Origin of the sequence: Williamwhitmania taraxaci, from assembly GCF_900096565.1 — a bacterium.
In the GTDB taxonomy this organism is placed as follows: domain Bacteria; phylum Bacteroidota; class Bacteroidia; order Bacteroidales; family Williamwhitmaniaceae; genus Williamwhitmania; species Williamwhitmania taraxaci.
The window spans coordinates 1-16,735 of record NZ_FMYP01000026.1 but is presented as its reverse complement, the minus strand read 5'-3'; the positions used below and the strand labels follow the sequence as shown (position 1 = coordinate 16,735).

11 protein-coding genes are annotated in these 16,735 nt (G+C 42.5%); 8 read left to right on the top strand and 3 right to left on the bottom strand.

Features of this window, described 5'->3' with window-relative positions:
• The first annotated feature begins 81 nt into the window (after positions 1-81).
• From prmC to fumC, 6 genes are all read left to right on the top strand, one after another.
• The gene (gene prmC / locus BLS65_RS08335; RefSeq protein WP_092437870.1) at positions 82-948 is read left to right on the top strand and encodes a peptide chain release factor N(5)-glutamine methyltransferase; all 867 of its coding nucleotides are present in this window, start codon (positions 82-84) and stop codon (positions 946-948) included.
• Between the two features lies 1 nt (position 949).
• A complete protein-coding gene (locus tag BLS65_RS08330) occupies positions 950-1,471 on the top strand; it encodes a regulatory protein RecX (protein WP_092437868.1) in 522 nt (173 codons plus the stop codon).
• Positions 1,472-1,556: 85 nt separating this feature from the next.
• A protein-coding gene (gene prfB, locus BLS65_RS08325; RefSeq protein WP_125869813.1) for a peptide chain release factor 2 occupies positions 1,557-2,661 on the top strand; the annotation gives its coding sequence in 2 pieces (ribosomal slippage) (positions 1,557-1,619 and positions 1,621-2,661; 1,104 coding nt in all).
• A 2-nt stretch (positions 2,662-2,663) separates the two neighbouring features.
• Positions 2,664-3,023, top strand: coding sequence for an arsenate reductase family protein (locus tag BLS65_RS08320; protein ID WP_092437864.1), 360 nt, complete (start codon positions 2,664-2,666; stop codon positions 3,021-3,023).
• A gap of 19 nt (positions 3,024-3,042) precedes the next feature.
• On the top strand, positions 3,043-3,495 hold the full coding sequence (locus tag BLS65_RS08315) for a CAP domain-containing protein (protein ID WP_092437863.1): 453 nt from the start codon (positions 3,043-3,045) through the stop codon (positions 3,493-3,495).
• Between the two features lie 5 nt (positions 3,496-3,500).
• Positions 3,501-4,895 (top strand): class II fumarate hydratase, encoded by a 1,395-nt coding sequence (fumC, locus tag BLS65_RS08310; protein WP_092437861.1) that lies wholly within the window; start codon positions 3,501-3,503, stop codon positions 4,893-4,895.
• A 93-nt stretch (positions 4,896-4,988) separates the two neighbouring features.
• Here the strand turns inward: fumC and BLS65_RS08305 are convergent, their stop codons facing one another.
• Complete coding sequence (locus BLS65_RS08305; RefSeq protein ID WP_092437859.1) at positions 4,989-7,406, bottom strand: S9 family peptidase; 2,418 nt, start codon at positions 7,404-7,406, stop codon at positions 4,989-4,991.
• A gap of 205 nt (positions 7,407-7,611) precedes the next feature.
• Between BLS65_RS08305 and queG the strand changes: the two genes are divergently transcribed.
• Both queG and BLS65_RS08295 read left to right on the top strand, forming a co-directional pair.
• Positions 7,612-8,547 carry a tRNA epoxyqueuosine(34) reductase QueG gene (gene queG, locus BLS65_RS08300; protein WP_092437857.1) on the top strand — a complete coding sequence of 312 codons (936 nt, stop codon included), beginning with the start codon at positions 7,612-7,614 and terminating at the stop codon, positions 8,545-8,547.
• Between the two features lie 2 nt (positions 8,548-8,549).
• On the top strand, positions 8,550-9,521 hold the full coding sequence (locus tag BLS65_RS08295; RefSeq protein ID WP_092437855.1) for a GSCFA domain-containing protein: 972 nt from the start codon (positions 8,550-8,552) through the stop codon (positions 9,519-9,521).
• 288 nt (positions 9,522-9,809) lie between these two features.
• Here BLS65_RS08295 and BLS65_RS08290 read toward each other — a convergent pair whose 3' ends face one another.
• On the bottom strand, positions 9,810-15,959 hold the full coding sequence (locus BLS65_RS08290; protein ID WP_092437853.1) for a M6 family metalloprotease domain-containing protein: 6,150 nt from the start codon (positions 15,957-15,959) through the stop codon (positions 9,810-9,812).
• Positions 15,960-16,315: 356 nt separating this feature from the next.
• Positions 16,316-16,735 (bottom strand): group II intron maturase-specific domain-containing protein (locus BLS65_RS08285; protein WP_317039061.1); only part of this gene is annotated, 420 nt, incomplete at its 5' end.

Sequence of the window (16,735 nt, the reverse complement as noted above, 5' to 3'; positions counted from 1 at the left end):
GCTGCAATAGGTAAATCCTGTTTTGTAATTTTATCCCAAAATGTGCGCTAATTTAGAAAATTGAATCCTCTTTCCTCTGAAATGCTAGAAAAAAAGACAAATACTTACCTCACAGCATTCAATTTTGTAAAAAATGCAGTGACGCCCCTTTATGAGGAGCAGGAAGCAACAGCCATTGCCAAACGTTTTTTGGAAGATACGCTCCATATAAGTAGCTACGAGATATTTCTTTACCCCGGACACCACGTCCACGAAATAGGCCAAGCCCTGATTGAGTCTGGAACAGAACGTCTGGCAAAGGGTGAACCCCTTCAATACGTCATTGGGAAAATGGAATTTATTGGGGTTGATTTTCAGGTTACGCCAGACGTCCTCATTCCGAGGCCCGAAACGGAAGAGTTGATTTGGTGGATTGCCGCCGACCAGCAAGGAAAAGAGATAACCCTTTTAGATGTAGGCACAGGCAGCGGCTGCATTGCCATCTCACTTGCACGAATGCTCCCAAAAGCAATGGTTTACGCCACAGATATCTCCGAGAAAGCACTTGCTCTTGCCAAAACCAACGCCGAACGCAACAAAATAAAGGTTCAATTTATCCAGAACGACATACTAAGCAATCAAGCAAATCTACCGTTGGATCGGTTCGACATCATTGTGAGCAATCCGCCATACATTACAGAAAAGGAAAAAAAAGTAATGCACCGAAATGTACTAGAACACGAACCACACCTTGCTTTATTTGTGCCCAACGATGATCCGCTGCGCTTTTACAAGGCCATAGCCTCGTTGGCCAGTTCATATAAAAACCCAGGAACCATCTACCTTGAGATAAACGAAGCCTTTGGTAAAGAAACCGCCGAACTATTTTCCACTTTAGGCTTCGACACTATTATAAGGAAGGATATCAATGGAAAGGAACGCATGATCCGTGCAACGCCAAAGGATTAGCATGCAAAACGAACACCACAAAAGAACGATGACGCCCGATGCGGCACTCCAAAGGCTAATGGCCATGTGCAGCCGGAAAGAGATGAGCGAGGGAGATGCCTTGCGAAAGCTCAGTTTATGGGGTGTGGATCCCGAACATCACAAGGAAATACTGGAAACACTTCGCAAGCATAACTTTGTAGACAACCTGCGGTTTGCCAGAGCCTTTGCCAGCGACAAGGCGAAATTTAACAAGTGGGGCCCCCGCAAGATTGCAATGGCTCTGCAAATGCATCACATTACTCAAGAAGCCATTAAAGAGGTTCTATCCGACACAACGGCCAACCAACCGCCTGAAATATTGGAACAGTTACTAATACATAAGGCAAAAACAATCAAAGCAAACAACAGTCAAGACTTCAAAGCAAAGATCATACGATTTGGACTTTCGCGAGGATTTCTCTACGAAGAGATAAAGGTTGCATTGAAGAAAGTGACCGTGAATCGTGAATTCGGTGAAAATGCCGACATCGAACCCGATTAAATTATTGCTTTTTTGTTTGGCTTCGGAAAACAACCGATTGCCTTGCCTTCTTTTTTTTACCTTTGCACCATAAAACGACAATTCAATGATAACCACGGATCAGATAAAAGAGTTTATAAGGCGCCAGGATGCACTGAGGAGGCATCTTTGACGTCGATAAGAAACGAATTCAACTTGACGAAGAAGAACTCCGAACCCAAGCGCCAACCTTTTGGGACGACGCCAAGAAAGCGGAGGAACAACTTAAAAAAAATGCATCTCTAAAGGCATGGATCACTGCATTTGATGCAATCGCCAACTCACTTGACGATTTGCAGGTAATTGCAACCTACCAAAAGGAGGGTGATGCTACCGAAGAGGATCTTCAAGCACAGTACAACATATCTGTTGTCCTGATTGAGGAGATGGAGATGAAAAACATGCTCGGCGCCGAAGAAGATAAGTTTGGGGCTATCATGAAAATCAATTCCGGTGCTGGTGGAACAGAGAGTCTCGACTGGGCTGGTATTCTATTTCGTATGTACACCCGATGGGGTGAGCGAAATAACTACCAGGTAAAGATAATCGATTTGCAACCGGGAGAGGAAGCCGGCATAAAGAGCGCCACCATTGAGTTTGTGGGCGATTTTGCGTATGGCTATCTTAAAACGGAGAATGGCGTTCACCGACTGGTGCGCATCTCCCCTTTCGACTCGGCTGCGCGACGACACACTACCTTTGCTTCGGTATTTGTATCGCCTGCAGTAGACGACACCATTGAGATTACTATTAACCCGAGCGATATAAAATGGGATACCTTCCGTTCCAGTGGGGCGGGGGGCCAAAACGTAAACAAGGTGGAAACAGGAGTTCGCCTACACCACATGCCATCGGGAACGGTAATTGAAAACACCGAATCGCGATCGCAATTCCAAAACAAGGATAATGCGCTACGCATCCTTAAATCGCACCTTTACGAGCTAGAGTTGCGCAAAAGGATGGAGAAGCAAGCCGAAGTAGAAGGAACCAAAAAGAAGATTGAATGGGGATCACAAATCCGAAGCTACGTTATGCACCCATACAAAATGGTGAAGGATCTACGGTCGGGTTATGAAACATCGAATGTGCAAGAGGTTCTCGATGGCGATCTCACCGAGTTTATCAAGGCCTACCTGATGCAAACCGGCGGTGAAGCCAATAATCCCGACTAACCATGACGCTAAAAATCTACCATAACCCACGCTGTCAGAAGAGCCGAAATGGCCTTGCTTACCTAACGAGTAAGGGCATTGAAGTAGTGGTTCGCGATTACCTAAAAGAGCCTCTTACACGTAAAGAGTTAGATACGCTTCTATTGAAACTCCATATTTCGCCCGATCAGCTAGTACGTACGCAGGAAGACTATTTCAAAAAAGAGTTGAAGGGACGGAATTTCAACTCCGAAGAATGGATTACCATTTTATTGGAAAACCCTAAACTGATTCAACGTCCAATCGTTGAAGGGAAATACAAGGCGGTTATTGCAAATCCCCCAGAGGAGATGGAAAGGCTTCAAGAGTTAAAGAACATTTAATTCAACAAAAGTTACCGAAATGAGAAGATTCCTCCTGCTTATCTGTTTCGCCGTTTTTGCCACAGCATGCTCAAAGGACAAATCGGACTATGAGTATGCGCAAATGGAGACTCAGGTGTTGAAGTTGATAAACGAACACCGGGTAGGTTTAAAGTTAGTCGAACTAAAGGCTAACGCATCTATAGTAGATCAGGCACGCAGCCACAGCATGCGCATGGCCTCTGGTGCGGTTGCATTTGGCCATGATGGATTCGACACCCGTTTTGATGCGCTCAAGGATAAACTTAAAGCAAGCAGTGGTGCCGAAAACGTGGCTATGGGCTATTCCACACCCGAGTTAGCTGTGGCCGGATGGTTAAACAGCAGTGGACATAAAAAAAATATTGAGGGAAACTATACGCTCTCCGGGGTGGGCATAGCAAAATCAAAGAGCGGAGTTTTCTATTACACACAAATATTCATTAAAAATTAAGCACCATGAACTATCGTATCGAAATGGATACCATGGGCGAGGTTCAAGTCCCCGCCGATAAGTATTGGGGCGCCCAAACAGAGCGTTCGAGAAACAACTTTAAAATAGGTCCAGAGGGCAGCATGCCGCAGGAAATTATTACTGCATTTGCCTACCTTAAAAAAGCTGCAGCATTGGCCAATACTGAGTTGGGAGTGCTTCCTAAAGAGAAGTGCGACCTGATAGGGAAAGTTTGCGACGAAATTCTTGAAGGTAAACTCTTCGACCAATTTCCATTGGTAATTTGGCAAACCGGATCGGGCACCCAAAGCAACATGAACGTAAACGAGGTTGTGGCAAACCGCGGACATGTAATCACCGGGGGCAAACTTACCGACGAAAAAAAAGTGCTCCACCCAAACGACGATGTAAACAAATCGCAATCGAGTAACGACACCTTCCCCACCGCTATGCACCTTGCTGCATACAAGGTAGCCGTAGAAATAACCATTCCAGGAATGATGGTTCTACGCGAAACCTTGGCAAAGAAAGCTGCCGATTTCATGACTATTGTGAAGACTGGCCGCACCCACTTTATGGATGCCACACCGCTTACTCTAGGCCAAGAGTTTTCTGGCTATGTTCAACAAATCGACAACTCGGTAAGGGCCATCAACAACGCCATTGAAATGGTTCGCGAACTGGCCCTTGGTGGAACTGCCGTTGGAACTGGACTGAACACACCAAAGGGTTACGACGTTCTGGTTGCCAAGAAGATTGCTGAACTCACTGGGCTTCCCTTTGTAACTGCTCCCAACAAGTTTGAAGCACTTGCAGCCCACGATGCTATGGTGGAACTTAGCGGTGCCCTTAAACGTGCTGCAGTTTCACTATTCAAAATTGCCAATGATATTCGTATGCTTAGTTCCGGCCCCCGCTGCGGAATTGGCGAGATTATTATCCCCGACAACGAACCGGGTTCCTCTATCATGCCAGGCAAGGTTAATCCAACTCAACCCGAAGCACTTACCATGGTTTGCGCTCAAGTTATGGGTAACGACATGGCCGTTACCATGGGTGGATCAATGGGTCAGTTCGAGCTCAATGTGTTTAAGCCACTTATTGCAGCCAATGTCCTTCAATCGGCACGGCTAATTGGTGAAGCATGCGTTTCGTTCAACGAGAAATGTGCCGTAGGCTTAGAGCCAAACCGTCCAAACATTCAGCTGCATCTTCAAAACTCGCTTATGTTGGTAACGGCTCTTAATACCCATATAGGTTACGAAAAGTCTGCCAAAATTGCCAAGAAGGCTCATAAGGAGAACAAAACCTTGAAGGAAGCAGCAATGGAGCTAGGCTACGTTTCGTCCGAAGATTTCGACACGTGGGTAGATCCACTCAAAATGGTAGGAACACTTTAATCCACTCCTAAATTCTTAAAAAAAAGAGCCGGCTAATAGCCGGCTCTTTGTATAATTACACCACAATTGGTTTGTAGCGTTTAAGGTCAAGCTTTACTTTTTTTCCTTCAAATACTTTTCAAGAAACCGATCTTGTTCCCAAAGCAGGTGAAAAATATTCTCTTTTGCGACATAACCATGAGACTCCTTTGGTAATAAGAGCAGGCGCACTGGAGCTCCAAGTCCTTTGAGCGCCTGAAAGTAACGCTCAGACTGTAAGGTAAATGTTCCTGGATTATTATCGGCATCACCATGCACTAACAGAAGTGGAGTATGCATTTTATCAGCATTCATAAATGGTGACATTTTGTTGTAAACATCAGGAACTTCCCAATAATTTCGCTGCTCGCTTTGAAAGCCAAATGGAGTAAGCGTTCGGTTATATGCTCCGCTGCGCGCAATACCACAGGCAAAAAGATTGGAATGAGAAAGCAAGTTAGCAGTCATGAACGCACCGTAAGAGTGGCCGCCTACCGCAACTTTCGTTCTATCAATATAACCTAAAGAGTCAACGGCATCAATAGCGGCCTTTGCATTGGCTACTAGCTGTTCTAAAAACGAATCGTTAGGTTCAGTGGCACCTTCGCCTACAATTGGAAACGAAGCATCATCGAGAACCACATAACCTCTAGTTACCCAGTAAACAAAAGAGCCATAGTATGGGAAAGTAAACTCATTTGGATTTGCAGACGATTGGCCTGCACTATTCTTATCCTTATACTCTTCGGGGTAAGCCCAGATTAATAGGGGAAGCTTTTCTTTTTTTACCTTATCGTAACCTACAGGCAAATAAAGAGTTCCCGACAACGAAACGCCATCGTTACGCATATATTTAATCACCCTCTTCTCTACACCCTTGATGCTCTCAAACGGATTTTTAAAAAAGGTTAATTGGGTTAGTGCACTCTTTTTTATGTTTCGCATGTAATAGTTCGGGAACTCGTTGCTCGATTGTATTTGAACGAGTAGGTCGCCCTTCTTTATATCAACAAACGAAAAAAGTCTTTCAATCTTATTCGTATAATTGCTCTGATACACGCGTTTGGTCTTGAGCGTTTTCAAATTTACCTGATCAACAAATGGAAACTGGCCATCCTTTGTGTATCCATCGCCCAAAAGGTAAGCAACATCACGGTCGAGTGCAATAACATACTCACCGTATTGATTTTTGACGGTAACAAAACTACCCGGATCGGAATAAATATCTTGAGAATTCCTGTCATAAATAATCTTAAGTGGCAGCGATGGATTTGATGGATTAAACAGGTAAGTTTTAGTATTACGGGTATCATACCAATTGTCATACATCACTGCAACCTGATCATTTGCCCACATAATACCGGCAAATCGTTGGGGCGATTTTGCTAGTGAGGTTGGAGCAACAGTAAAAGGAGCGTTCAACTGAAAAACCTCATCTCTGAAATCAACTTTGTTCTCAGGGTTTCCCTCATCGAGAGCCACAACGAAATAAAGAGTTGATGGTTTGTCGTTGCGCCAATTCATATTTCGCTTTCCAGTTTGCACAGCCATAAAACCTTTGGGCATAACTTCGATAAGCGGAGTCTCATTAACAACCTTTATCTCTTTTCCAGCTTTGTCGTAAACCACAGTTTTGGATGGGAAACGATACATTGGAACGAGGTATGAAAATGGCTTTTGAATGGTCTCAACCATCAGATAATTTCCGTCGGGCGAAAAGTTTATACCCGAATACATTGCCTTTCCCATAAACAGAGAAGCCTTACCATTCAAGTCAACTGAATAGAGTTCGGAACTTGCAATGATCTCAAAATTAGTTTCATCTAATTTATTCTTGAGCAAATCGGGATAAGTTCTATTTTGCGCTTTCTTACCATCGCTAGTGCTCACTGTAGGTCCTGTAGGAAGTTCCTTTTTAGAGTCAACCAACGCCGGTCTATCCCTAGGAAGCATCATCACAAGAAGTTGTGTCCCATCACCAAACCAAACAAAAGGTTCATCGAGGTTGGCGTTTACAGTTGGTTCAGTAAGCCTTTGGGCAGTAGCCGAAGCAATATCTAAAAGCCATACTTCAACCCCAATTTCGGTGGTGTTTGTAAATGCCATTTTTGTTTGGTCAGGCGACCATTGAATATTGGAAATCCGAGAATTATCCGGAAGACTCTTTACCTGAATGGGTTCCTTATCTACAACTTTACGAACTTTCAGATTAGTGGTATAGGTGACAGTACTAGAAATGTTGGTGACTGGATTTATCCGTAATCCGCCTAAACGAAGCTCGTCTTGGTTAAGATCCGATAAGGTTTTGTAGGTGCTTCTATAACCTAAAACCATGTATTCCTTTTTATAATCCATCATTACCGATGGAGCTCGCTCATAGTTCGCCAGTTCCAAAATTTCTTTGGGTGGCAATTGGTAGGTAAGGTTCTCTTGTGCAAATAACGAAAGCGTAATTCCGCAAAATGCAACAGAAAAGAAAACAATTTTTTTCATTCTAAAATGGATTTTGGTGAGTAGTAACGATTCTATTTAAACAGTGAACTTAAGTATAATGTTTGACTACAGAGTCAAAAAAGGTTTAATAAGCGCCCCAAATCAGCATAGTGGCCTGTTACAGCTGGAACCAGATGAGCAATTATCAACCAACATGGCCTCACTCCCATTTTTCGTTTAACTTTGGTACTTCAAAACAGTAAAAATGGAAAATTCTCCACCAAAATCCCTAAAAGAGAATATCTGTATCAAGGCCGCAGAACTTGGCTTTGAGGCAGTGGGATTTGCAAAAGCCGAACACTTATCCTCGGAGAAGGAGAGATTAAACAATTGGCTTAATCAAGGTTTTCAGGCAGGCATGGGTTACATGGAAAAGCACTTCGAAATGCGGCTTAACCCAACACTTTTAGTTGAAGAAGCAAAAACCGTCATTTCACTTCTATACAGCTATAACCAGGGCGAAGAACAAGCAACCGATGCACCCCGAGTAGCACGCTACGCATGGTTTCGCGATTACCACAAGGAATTAAAACAGCGAATGAAGGTGCTTATGGAGTTCATCTCACTCGAATTAGGGACTCCTGTAAATGGGCGCTATTTTACCGATTCGGCGCCCGTACTTGAGCGAGCATGGGCCGTGCGAAGTGGTTTGGGCTGGATAGGCAAAAACAGCCTATTAATCCACCCAAAACTTGGCTCGTTTACCTTGCTCGCTGAACTCATTCTCGATTTGGAACTGGAGCCCGACCAACCATTTGGCCCCGGCTTATGCGGAGCATGCACCCGCTGCATCGACAGTTGCCCTACTTCAGCAATTGTTGCAGCCGGAGTAGTGAACTCCAACCTCTGCATCAGCTACCTCACCATTGAGCACAAGGGGGAGTTTACACAAGAACAACACACGATGGTTGATGGCCATGCCTTTGGCTGCGACATTTGCCAGGAGGTTTGCCCTTGGAACAAAAAGCCATTGCGGGTTCTCTCAGGAAAAGCCGATTTAAATAGAGGCTTACTTTCATTAACTCCCGCCCAATGGCAGAGCATTGATCCCGAACAATTCGAAAAAATATTTTTTGGTTCTGCCGTTAAACGAGCCGGATATTCAGGAATTATTCGTAATCTTAATCAACAAAAACAGTAGCTATGGAATTTCGCACCACCGTTTCGGTTGACCCGTTTGAACAGAAAATAAGCTATAACAGCAAAGTTTTATTCCTTGGCTCTTGCTTTGCCACAAACATGGGCGACCGAATGGGCAACCTGCTCTTTCCCTCGCTTATCAACCCGTTTGGGGTGCTCTACAACCCTTTTTCCATAAGTCAATCGCTCAATGTTTTAATGGCCAACAACCTCTTTAGCGAAGAGCAACTCTTTAACCAAGGAGGACTTTGGGGCAGCTTCTACCACCACTCCTCCTTTTCTTCACCTTCAAAAGAGGAGTGCCTAACCAACATAAACCAATCGCTCGCAACAGGAAGAGAATTTCTCAAGGATATCGATTTTTTGGTAATCACCTTGGGCACCAGCTGGACCTATCAATACCGAAAAACCAGAACCGTGGTGGCCAACTGCCATAAGTTTCCAGCAAAGGATTTCGATCGAATCCCTATGACTGAAGATGAGATTATGCAGATGCTTGCGGTAGCAATCATAAAACTCCGGGAAAAGAATCCAAAGCTAAAAGTGATATTTACCATCAGTCCTATCCGCCACTGGAAGGATGGTGCCGTGAACAACATGGTAAGCAAGGCCACCCTTATCATGGCTGCCCAAAAGATGTGCCTATCGCTCCACGACTGCTACTACTTTCCTGCCTTCGAAATCATGATGGACGATCTACGCGACTATCGATTCTATGCCGAGGATATGATTCACCCATCAAGTGTTGCCGTGGATTACATCTTCGAAAAGTTTGTGGGAGCAGCCATCGATTCCGAAACAGCAAAACTCATCCCCGAAGTGGAAAGGCTAATACAGGCAGCGAACCACCGTCCATTCAATCCAGACACTACTGAACACTTGCAGTTTAAAAAAACACAGCGCCACAAAACGATGGAACTTCAGAAACGTTTTCCGCTGCTAAACCTTAGCGTTCTCTTGGAACAGTTTCAGTAAATGTAGAATTTCGTCTCTTTCTATTAATAAACCCTAGTGCAAAACTCAGAGGTATACCAACCGCTGTATTCAACCCGTATTCGTTTTCGCTGACGACACCTTGAAGCCTAAGCAATCCAGTAATTAGAATAGGATTGCTGGTTATACGGAAATGAGCAAAAGAGAAACCATGATGGCACCCGAAGACAAGTTAACACCATAAATTTGCACTATTACTACTGCGCATAAAACAAAAAAAGAGGCCACTCGCAATGAGTGGCCTCCTAGTTTTAATAAAGACAAAACAGATTATCTAATCACAACTTTCGCTGTATAAACCTTACCGTTTGCTTCTAGTTTTACCATGTAAACACCCGAAATCACATTCACAACTACCTGGTTTAAGCCTTGGCTTAAATCAGTAGTTTGGTAAACACCATTTCCAATTACATTGTAAACGTAAAGCTTAGCGGCACCCTTGAGTTCAGGAATATTAACGTAAACCACGCTAGCATCAGAGTAAATCTTCACTGCATTGCGATCATTTTCGTCAACACCTGTTCCTGGGGATACGGTAACCGTGCGTGTAACCGCAACAGCTGTATTACCAGCAGCGTCAGCGACGTTGTAGGTTAGAATATAATCTCCAGAAGTAGCTGTATTCACGCTACCCGTTACTACGATACTGGTCGAAATATCACCGTCAACATTATCGGTGGCGGTTGCACCAGGATCAGTGAAAGTAGCATTTTTGGCCACAGTCATTACTGCATCACCAAAGAGGGTAATTACCGGTTTGGTTTCATCAACCAATAAAACTCTATCGGCCGAGGCAGGAACATTAAAGTTAATATTGCCTGTTGAGGACGCTGTAATTGTTGACTCTCCTTCGCCAACAATATGAATCATTCCATCAACTATGGTGGCAACACTCGTATTACTGCTTACTAACGCAATATCTAAACCGGAAGTAGACATTACATCTGGGAAGAAATCGTCATCACTCAATTTCTTTGCAGAAATTGGATTGAAGGTAATTTCAGAATTTACCTTACTAATGACCATCGTTTCGGAAACAGTCCCTTCATAATTAACTTCATCAATAGTGGCAACAACGGCGTAAGAAGCTACATCAACTGGAGCGTATTTGCTTCCGTCATATGTAATCATATACTTATAAATGGCCGGAGTAGGAACCGCTACTTGAGGATTGTAGTTAAACGAACGAGTTAAATCAGGAATAGTAACCGTAACAACTTTCTTGTTAATTGTTAACGGTTGTTTTACATCAACAGCGTTAGTATAGGTACCATCTCCAGCTTGTGAAGCCAGAATATTACAGGTACCAACACCCACTACATGAATAAAGAAATTGCCTGAAGCCACAGGGTTTTCCACAACAGTTGCAACATCAGTATTATCGCTTGTATATGAAACAGCTAAAGAAGAAGTGGCCGTTGCAGTAAGAGCAACATCGGCATCTAAATATACAAGTGAAGCCAGACTGCTGAAATTAATGGATTGTGATGATTTCTTCACAAAACTAATCTCATTGCCCAAGGTTGTTCCATTACTATTGGTTGCAAAAGCAGCCGCATAATAGGTATTACCTAACGTTAATCCACTAATGGACTCCGAAATCGCGCCCATTCCAGTTGTAGATGAGGTAATTTTGGTATTAGCGGTAGTAACCGGACTTGATGTGCTCCAATAAAAACCACGCTCCGTAATAGTAGCTCCCTTATCATCGGTAATAGTACCACTAACAACTGCCGTAACATCTGTAGCATGTATTACTTCACTATTAGTAACCACAACAGGTACATCCGTAACAGCAGGCAGGTCAATTACTGCAGTAATCATAAATCGTGTTGATGCTGAGAAATCTTTTGGAGTTCCACCAGCAACAGGAATAACAACATTTACTCCTTCCATTGGCGCATTAATATTTTGCACCGCTGCTAACCAATAATTTGTCCCCCCCACGACAGTAACGTCAATCCCTACATAAAAATCAGAATTAGTAACTGTTGGCGGAACTAAAATTGCAAAGGTATTCCATGCACCTATTGTTACGGTTACTGGAGCAGATTCTCCAATCTTTACGCCATTAACATCATAAACATATGCCTTTGTTGATTTCCCTGAATTACTGCCAGTGTTATAAATAAATGCAGTAACCGTTTTAACAACCCGAGATCCAGCAACATGGTATTTTACAGCTGCAGAGTTACCCGCGGAGGAGTATGCTGTTGATGCAACACTTCCTACTGTATAAGAATACGTGTTGGCAGATACTGTTTGGGAAACCGTTCGGGCATCATTAGCTGCATTTAGGTCACCTGCTGCAAGAAATACTTTAACAGAGTTTGTCCCAACAGTATTCGTAGCAAAAGCGGGGAAAGTTACCCTTTGGGTTTTCCCCGATGCAAGTGATGGAATAACAATTGGTGTAGCGGTATAGGTGTTAGCACCGGTCACTTCCAAACTAACCGAAATATTTGCGGCATCAGTCTGTCCAATATTTTTAATATCGGCTGAAATAGTTTGTGGTGCGCCAACATCCGTTGGAAGATTTGTAAGTGTATATACATCTGCTACAGAAACATCATTAGCAGCTAACGGAGTAAAACGGAGTAATAAGCCAGGAATAAATGTATTTGACTTTTGAAACCTCCAGCCACTGTTAGTATAAACACCTTTTGCGAATGTACCAGTTGTCCATGATGCCGCGTATGCTTTATCTGCTCCGATAATGTTATCTGAACCATAACCGCCGCCTTTTATACCTACATATGCAATACTCCAATCGGATGCATTTGCAGAAGGAGTCCATGTGCCATAAACAAATTCGATGACATTTGTAGTTTCATATAACCTTATTTGAAACTCAAGGTTTGAATATTGGGTCTCAGTGGTGTATTCTTTGGAGGTTCCTACCAAAGCGCTGAAAGATTTGTCAGATAGATTTTTAAACTGAATCGTAGTCACCCTACTACCCACATTACCAGCAGTATAAACTCTATACTCAGGAACACCACTACCAGCTGTTAAATTAAAGTTAAAAGGAGCAATTAAATACATGTCTCTTCCATCATTATTATAAAACCCTTCCTCTGTTGCACTCCATGGATCCGAATTGAATAGCATTGCTGTTGATGGATTCGTAGTGCCTAACTTAATTACACCGTTTGTATTTAATATGAATTTATCAAACGCCAAACAGTTGAAATTAAAGTTAAATCCAATGTCAATAGGAGAAGAATTTGCATCATCGTAGTTGGCCACAGGAATAGCGGCACCATTTGTACCCAAATCGGTATATACTGAGGAAAATTTCCCTACACTCGAAGGCAAATAGTTCAAATAATCACAACCACCCGTTGTATAGAAAGGCACAATACTTCCATAAGATACGCCGTACATATTTTTGGCATAAGCTACAGCATAGTATGGAGATCCAGGTAGCAAGTTGGTTAATGAAGCACCGAATTCACCTATTCCACTTTGGCAAACGACATGATCAAACTCAATACCAAGTTCATAGGATTTCAGACCATAACAGATACCTCGTTCGGTAACAGGAGCCTCACCAATGCTGGTCACTTTACCGACAATGGTTGCTGAACTGCTCTGCAAATCGCGTATGGTAACTGTTTGTACAGTTGCAAGTCCCAGCGTAGCAAAACTACCTCGAAGTGGCTCTAAAGAGTAACAACTTGTGCTCGACACCTCATACACTGCATAATTATAAGGAGTGGCAGGAATAAGGTTGGTTAAATTTTTAGTGGTTGCATCGCCTACATAAATAACTTTTGACGCACCAATCATATCGCCAACCTTGTATAGTTTAGTATTCTGAGGAACACCATCAACACCTTCGGCGATACGTTGTAGAACAACGACACCTACACCATTACCTCTCACCCAACCAATTGTACCAGAAAACTTAGAAATATTGGAGGAAGAAAATGACTTTGGTGAGGAAGGAGAAACACAGGTAGATTCACCAACCTTAACGTCATCAATGTAAATATTGTCGCCATTGGCAGATATACCAGTAAAAGAGATGATGATCGCTTTACCGATATACTGATTCAGTTCAATATTAACGTTTCTCCAATGACTCGCCTCTGTAGGAGTAAAATCATTAAATGCGACTGTGCCCGGAACAGTAGCCAGTTCCTCACCACTTTTTTGCCACACGGTGGAATAAGTGTTTCCAAAATCAGTGCTAATTTGGATAGCCAAGCCATCAGAATTGGTCTTATGGTAAGCATAATTAAAGGAAAGTGAAGGAGCACTACCACCTTTTAAATCAATAATTGGTGTTAATAGTTGATCTTTGGTGCCGGCATAATTCCAATAATCAATAAAAGCCGCTTTTGTAACGTTCCCATCTGCACCTGTTACCGTCTTTTCAACCCAAGTTCCATCTATCACATCTGGATTAATTACCGTCCACAAAGCGGGTGGGAAGGAATTACCCTCAAAATCTTCGGAAAAAGGGAAAGAAGAGAAAGAAGAAACAAGCATAAATAATTTCATTGTCATATCGTTATCTACGATAAGATCACCTACGACAGCGGTGGCAATTTCGACAGTATGCATACCTGCTACCGGAATAATAAGAGGAGTAGCAAACTCAAATTCGGCAACAGCACCCGGTTCTATCGTATTTACAAATATTTCAACTACCGGAACCTCTCCATCGATTTTGTAGGAAACAGGGAAATTAGAAATAGCAGCAGAACCATAATTTCTTATGGAAGCCTTAACACTAACTCCTCCAGTATTTAACAAGCCCGATTGGGGATTAATAACCGAAACTACTCCGGCATCGGCAGCGGGAATATTCTGGACAAAATCAAAGTTAATCTTCCCAGCAACTTCTTGAATATTAGTAATCGGTTTATATACCCGTTTCCCATCATACGCCTTCATGGAAGGAGTCGTTTCATCGGTAAATGCAAGTATGTTAGCAGTTCCGGGAAAGGTATTTGCAGCACTATTCAATGCTACCCCATTTGCCCTAACAAGACCAACGCCCTGATGTTCTTTATCTGTATTCACTCCATTACCAGCGGTGGAAATGTAGGTACTATCAATCCGCCAAATTAAAAGGCCATGGCCATAAACATACTGGTTGAACCCAGTCTGTTGACGATTCTCCAAGATATAATACTCACCCTTAGTTTGAGTATTTACCCTAAACAAATCTTGGCTTGAACTGCAATCGCCCAAATTCATTGCAACTTGAGGATTAACAATTGCAACAGGAGTTTGCCAGCCCAATTTAGCCCTAGCCCATGGATTGTGGAAAGAAGGAGTTTGACTATTATTATTGTAAGCACCTCCATCCATTACATCCCAATCACCGGGTGTTAAAGCTTTAGTATAATCGATATCATAGGTATCGGGCAGTCCTAATGCATGTCCAAATTCATGACAAAAAACGCCAATTGAACCCATAGCATCACCCGTAGCACCGGTAACACCTGGATCGATGTTGTACAAATCGATCTTAACGCCATCATACATACGATCCATTCCACTATAGCGAAGCGCACTCTGATGCGACCAAATAGCATTTGAGCCAGCACCTTGTGCTTCATCATTATTGGAATGAACAACAATAACAGCATCAACATAACCGTCACCATCATTATCGTAATCGGCAAAATTCACACCATCCAATTCAGCAGCATCAATAGCCTCCTGAACAAGAAGTTTTGCGTTTGTATATTTATTTCCATTTATATTTGCACCATACTTAGCGACTGTGCCATTGGCATGATAAGGCCCCTTTACAGTAGTAATACAATTTAATTGATTGTAGGAAACCGCTTTGTAATAGTCCTTAAAACTACCCGTGCCGTTGTAACCAGCCAAATTCATCATATTGTCATATTCCAGACGCGAATGAGCAAAAGGACGATCCTTAAAATCAATTAAAAGCATCAGCACCTTACGATCGCCAGTAGTCGCTCCACGTGTCTTTGAACCCGTAGTTTTCACAGAAATAGTAGGGTGAAATAATTTCTCACGAATTTTTAGTGCTTCAATAATTTGCCCTTTACTAAAAGTCAAATTTTTTCGAGTAGACACACCTGATTTTGATCGGGCATCGGTAGCAACAATATCCGAAGGTATTAAATTACCCTTAGCGTCTTGTGTAGCATAACAATAGTAACCCTTTTCATTCTCCAACAGAGTATAACCAGTGGGAGTTTCCTGCCAGTGTAAAATTTCATCACCCTTCAGGTAGAAGGAGATTGCTGTTCCATCAGGATTTTTAGCATTAATCAACCCTGGATAAGCTGGACAAAACTGAATTGCCCTTTCGGACTTATCAGAGAATGCATTGCTTGTATTGCTACTATCACCAATAACAGAAAAGGCTGCTAGTGGCAATAAAAACAATGCAAACAACAGTTTGCGAGTAAAACAATTCTTCATAGTTTGATATTTAGGTTAATTAAAATGGGCTTAATTTCAAGGTAAAATTTCACTCACCTGCAAAATAACATACTTTAGGTATAGTCAATTAAACCACCCAACATCGCCAGAAATAACAAAAACTTTTCATAGCTAATTAGGAATGATTAATCCGGGCATGAAAAAATTAGAAATCATTTTTTAAACATACGATTTATTTTCATTTAAAGAGACCTTATGTAATGTTTTTACAGAACACAAATAAAAAAGCCATTAGAACTGATAATTTATACTCATTCTAATTTCTCTCATGCTTCTTAAAAACCGATAAAATCCACAAATCGCAACAACAAATAATTGCCTAATCGAGTACCCTCTCACACCACCGTGCATGCTCTCGCACACGGCGGTTTCCTTAAATTGGTTAAACGTTCGTATTTTAATACAAGGTTGTACAAGCCTTGCTCCTCAAACCATAAAATGCTCATAGCCTGATTGGCTTGTGGGCATTTTGCTTTCCGCCAATGACCTTTGCCCAAAAGCGCTAAAATCCAGCTTTGCCATTCCTTGACCCCCATGCTTTCTAAAAAGCGCTGGAGCGTTATCACCCTTTTACATTGCTTAAGCCTAAAACAGCGTAACTTGCGCCGTATCCATTGGTCGGTCGATTGTAAAAGTCCACGGCATTTTGCATGCTGAAAATAGGTTAACCACCCGCGCAATACTGGTTTCAGCTCGGCGATAACCTGTCCGAGGCTCACCCCTCTGTTGCGCTTGGTGATTGCCCTGATTTTCTC

What these genes read in the sequence shown, in the direction of transcription:
- BLS65_RS08290 (WP_092437853.1), bottom strand. Translation starts at nt 15,959, where the DNA reads ATGAAGAATTGTTTTACTCGCAAACTGTTGTTTGCATTGTTTTTATTG.
- BLS65_RS08315 (WP_092437863.1), top strand. Translation starts at nt 3,043, where the DNA reads ATGAGAAGATTCCTCCTGCTTATCTGTTTCGCCGTTTTTGCCACAGCA.
- BLS65_RS08305 (WP_092437859.1), bottom strand. Translation starts at nt 7,406, where the DNA reads ATGAAAAAAATTGTTTTCTTTTCTGTTGCATTTTGCGGAATTACGCTT.
- BLS65_RS08320 (WP_092437864.1), top strand. Translation starts at nt 2,664, where the DNA reads ATGACGCTAAAAATCTACCATAACCCACGCTGTCAGAAGAGCCGAAAT.
- BLS65_RS08295 (WP_092437855.1), top strand. Translation starts at nt 8,550, where the DNA reads ATGGAATTTCGCACCACCGTTTCGGTTGACCCGTTTGAACAGAAAATA.
- fumC (WP_092437861.1), top strand. Translation starts at nt 3,501, where the DNA reads ATGAACTATCGTATCGAAATGGATACCATGGGCGAGGTTCAAGTCCCC.
- prmC (WP_092437870.1), top strand. Translation starts at nt 82, where the DNA reads ATGCTAGAAAAAAAGACAAATACTTACCTCACAGCATTCAATTTTGTA.
- queG (WP_092437857.1), top strand. Translation starts at nt 7,612, where the DNA reads ATGGAAAATTCTCCACCAAAATCCCTAAAAGAGAATATCTGTATCAAG.
- BLS65_RS08330 (WP_092437868.1), top strand. Translation starts at nt 950, where the DNA reads ATGCAAAACGAACACCACAAAAGAACGATGACGCCCGATGCGGCACTC.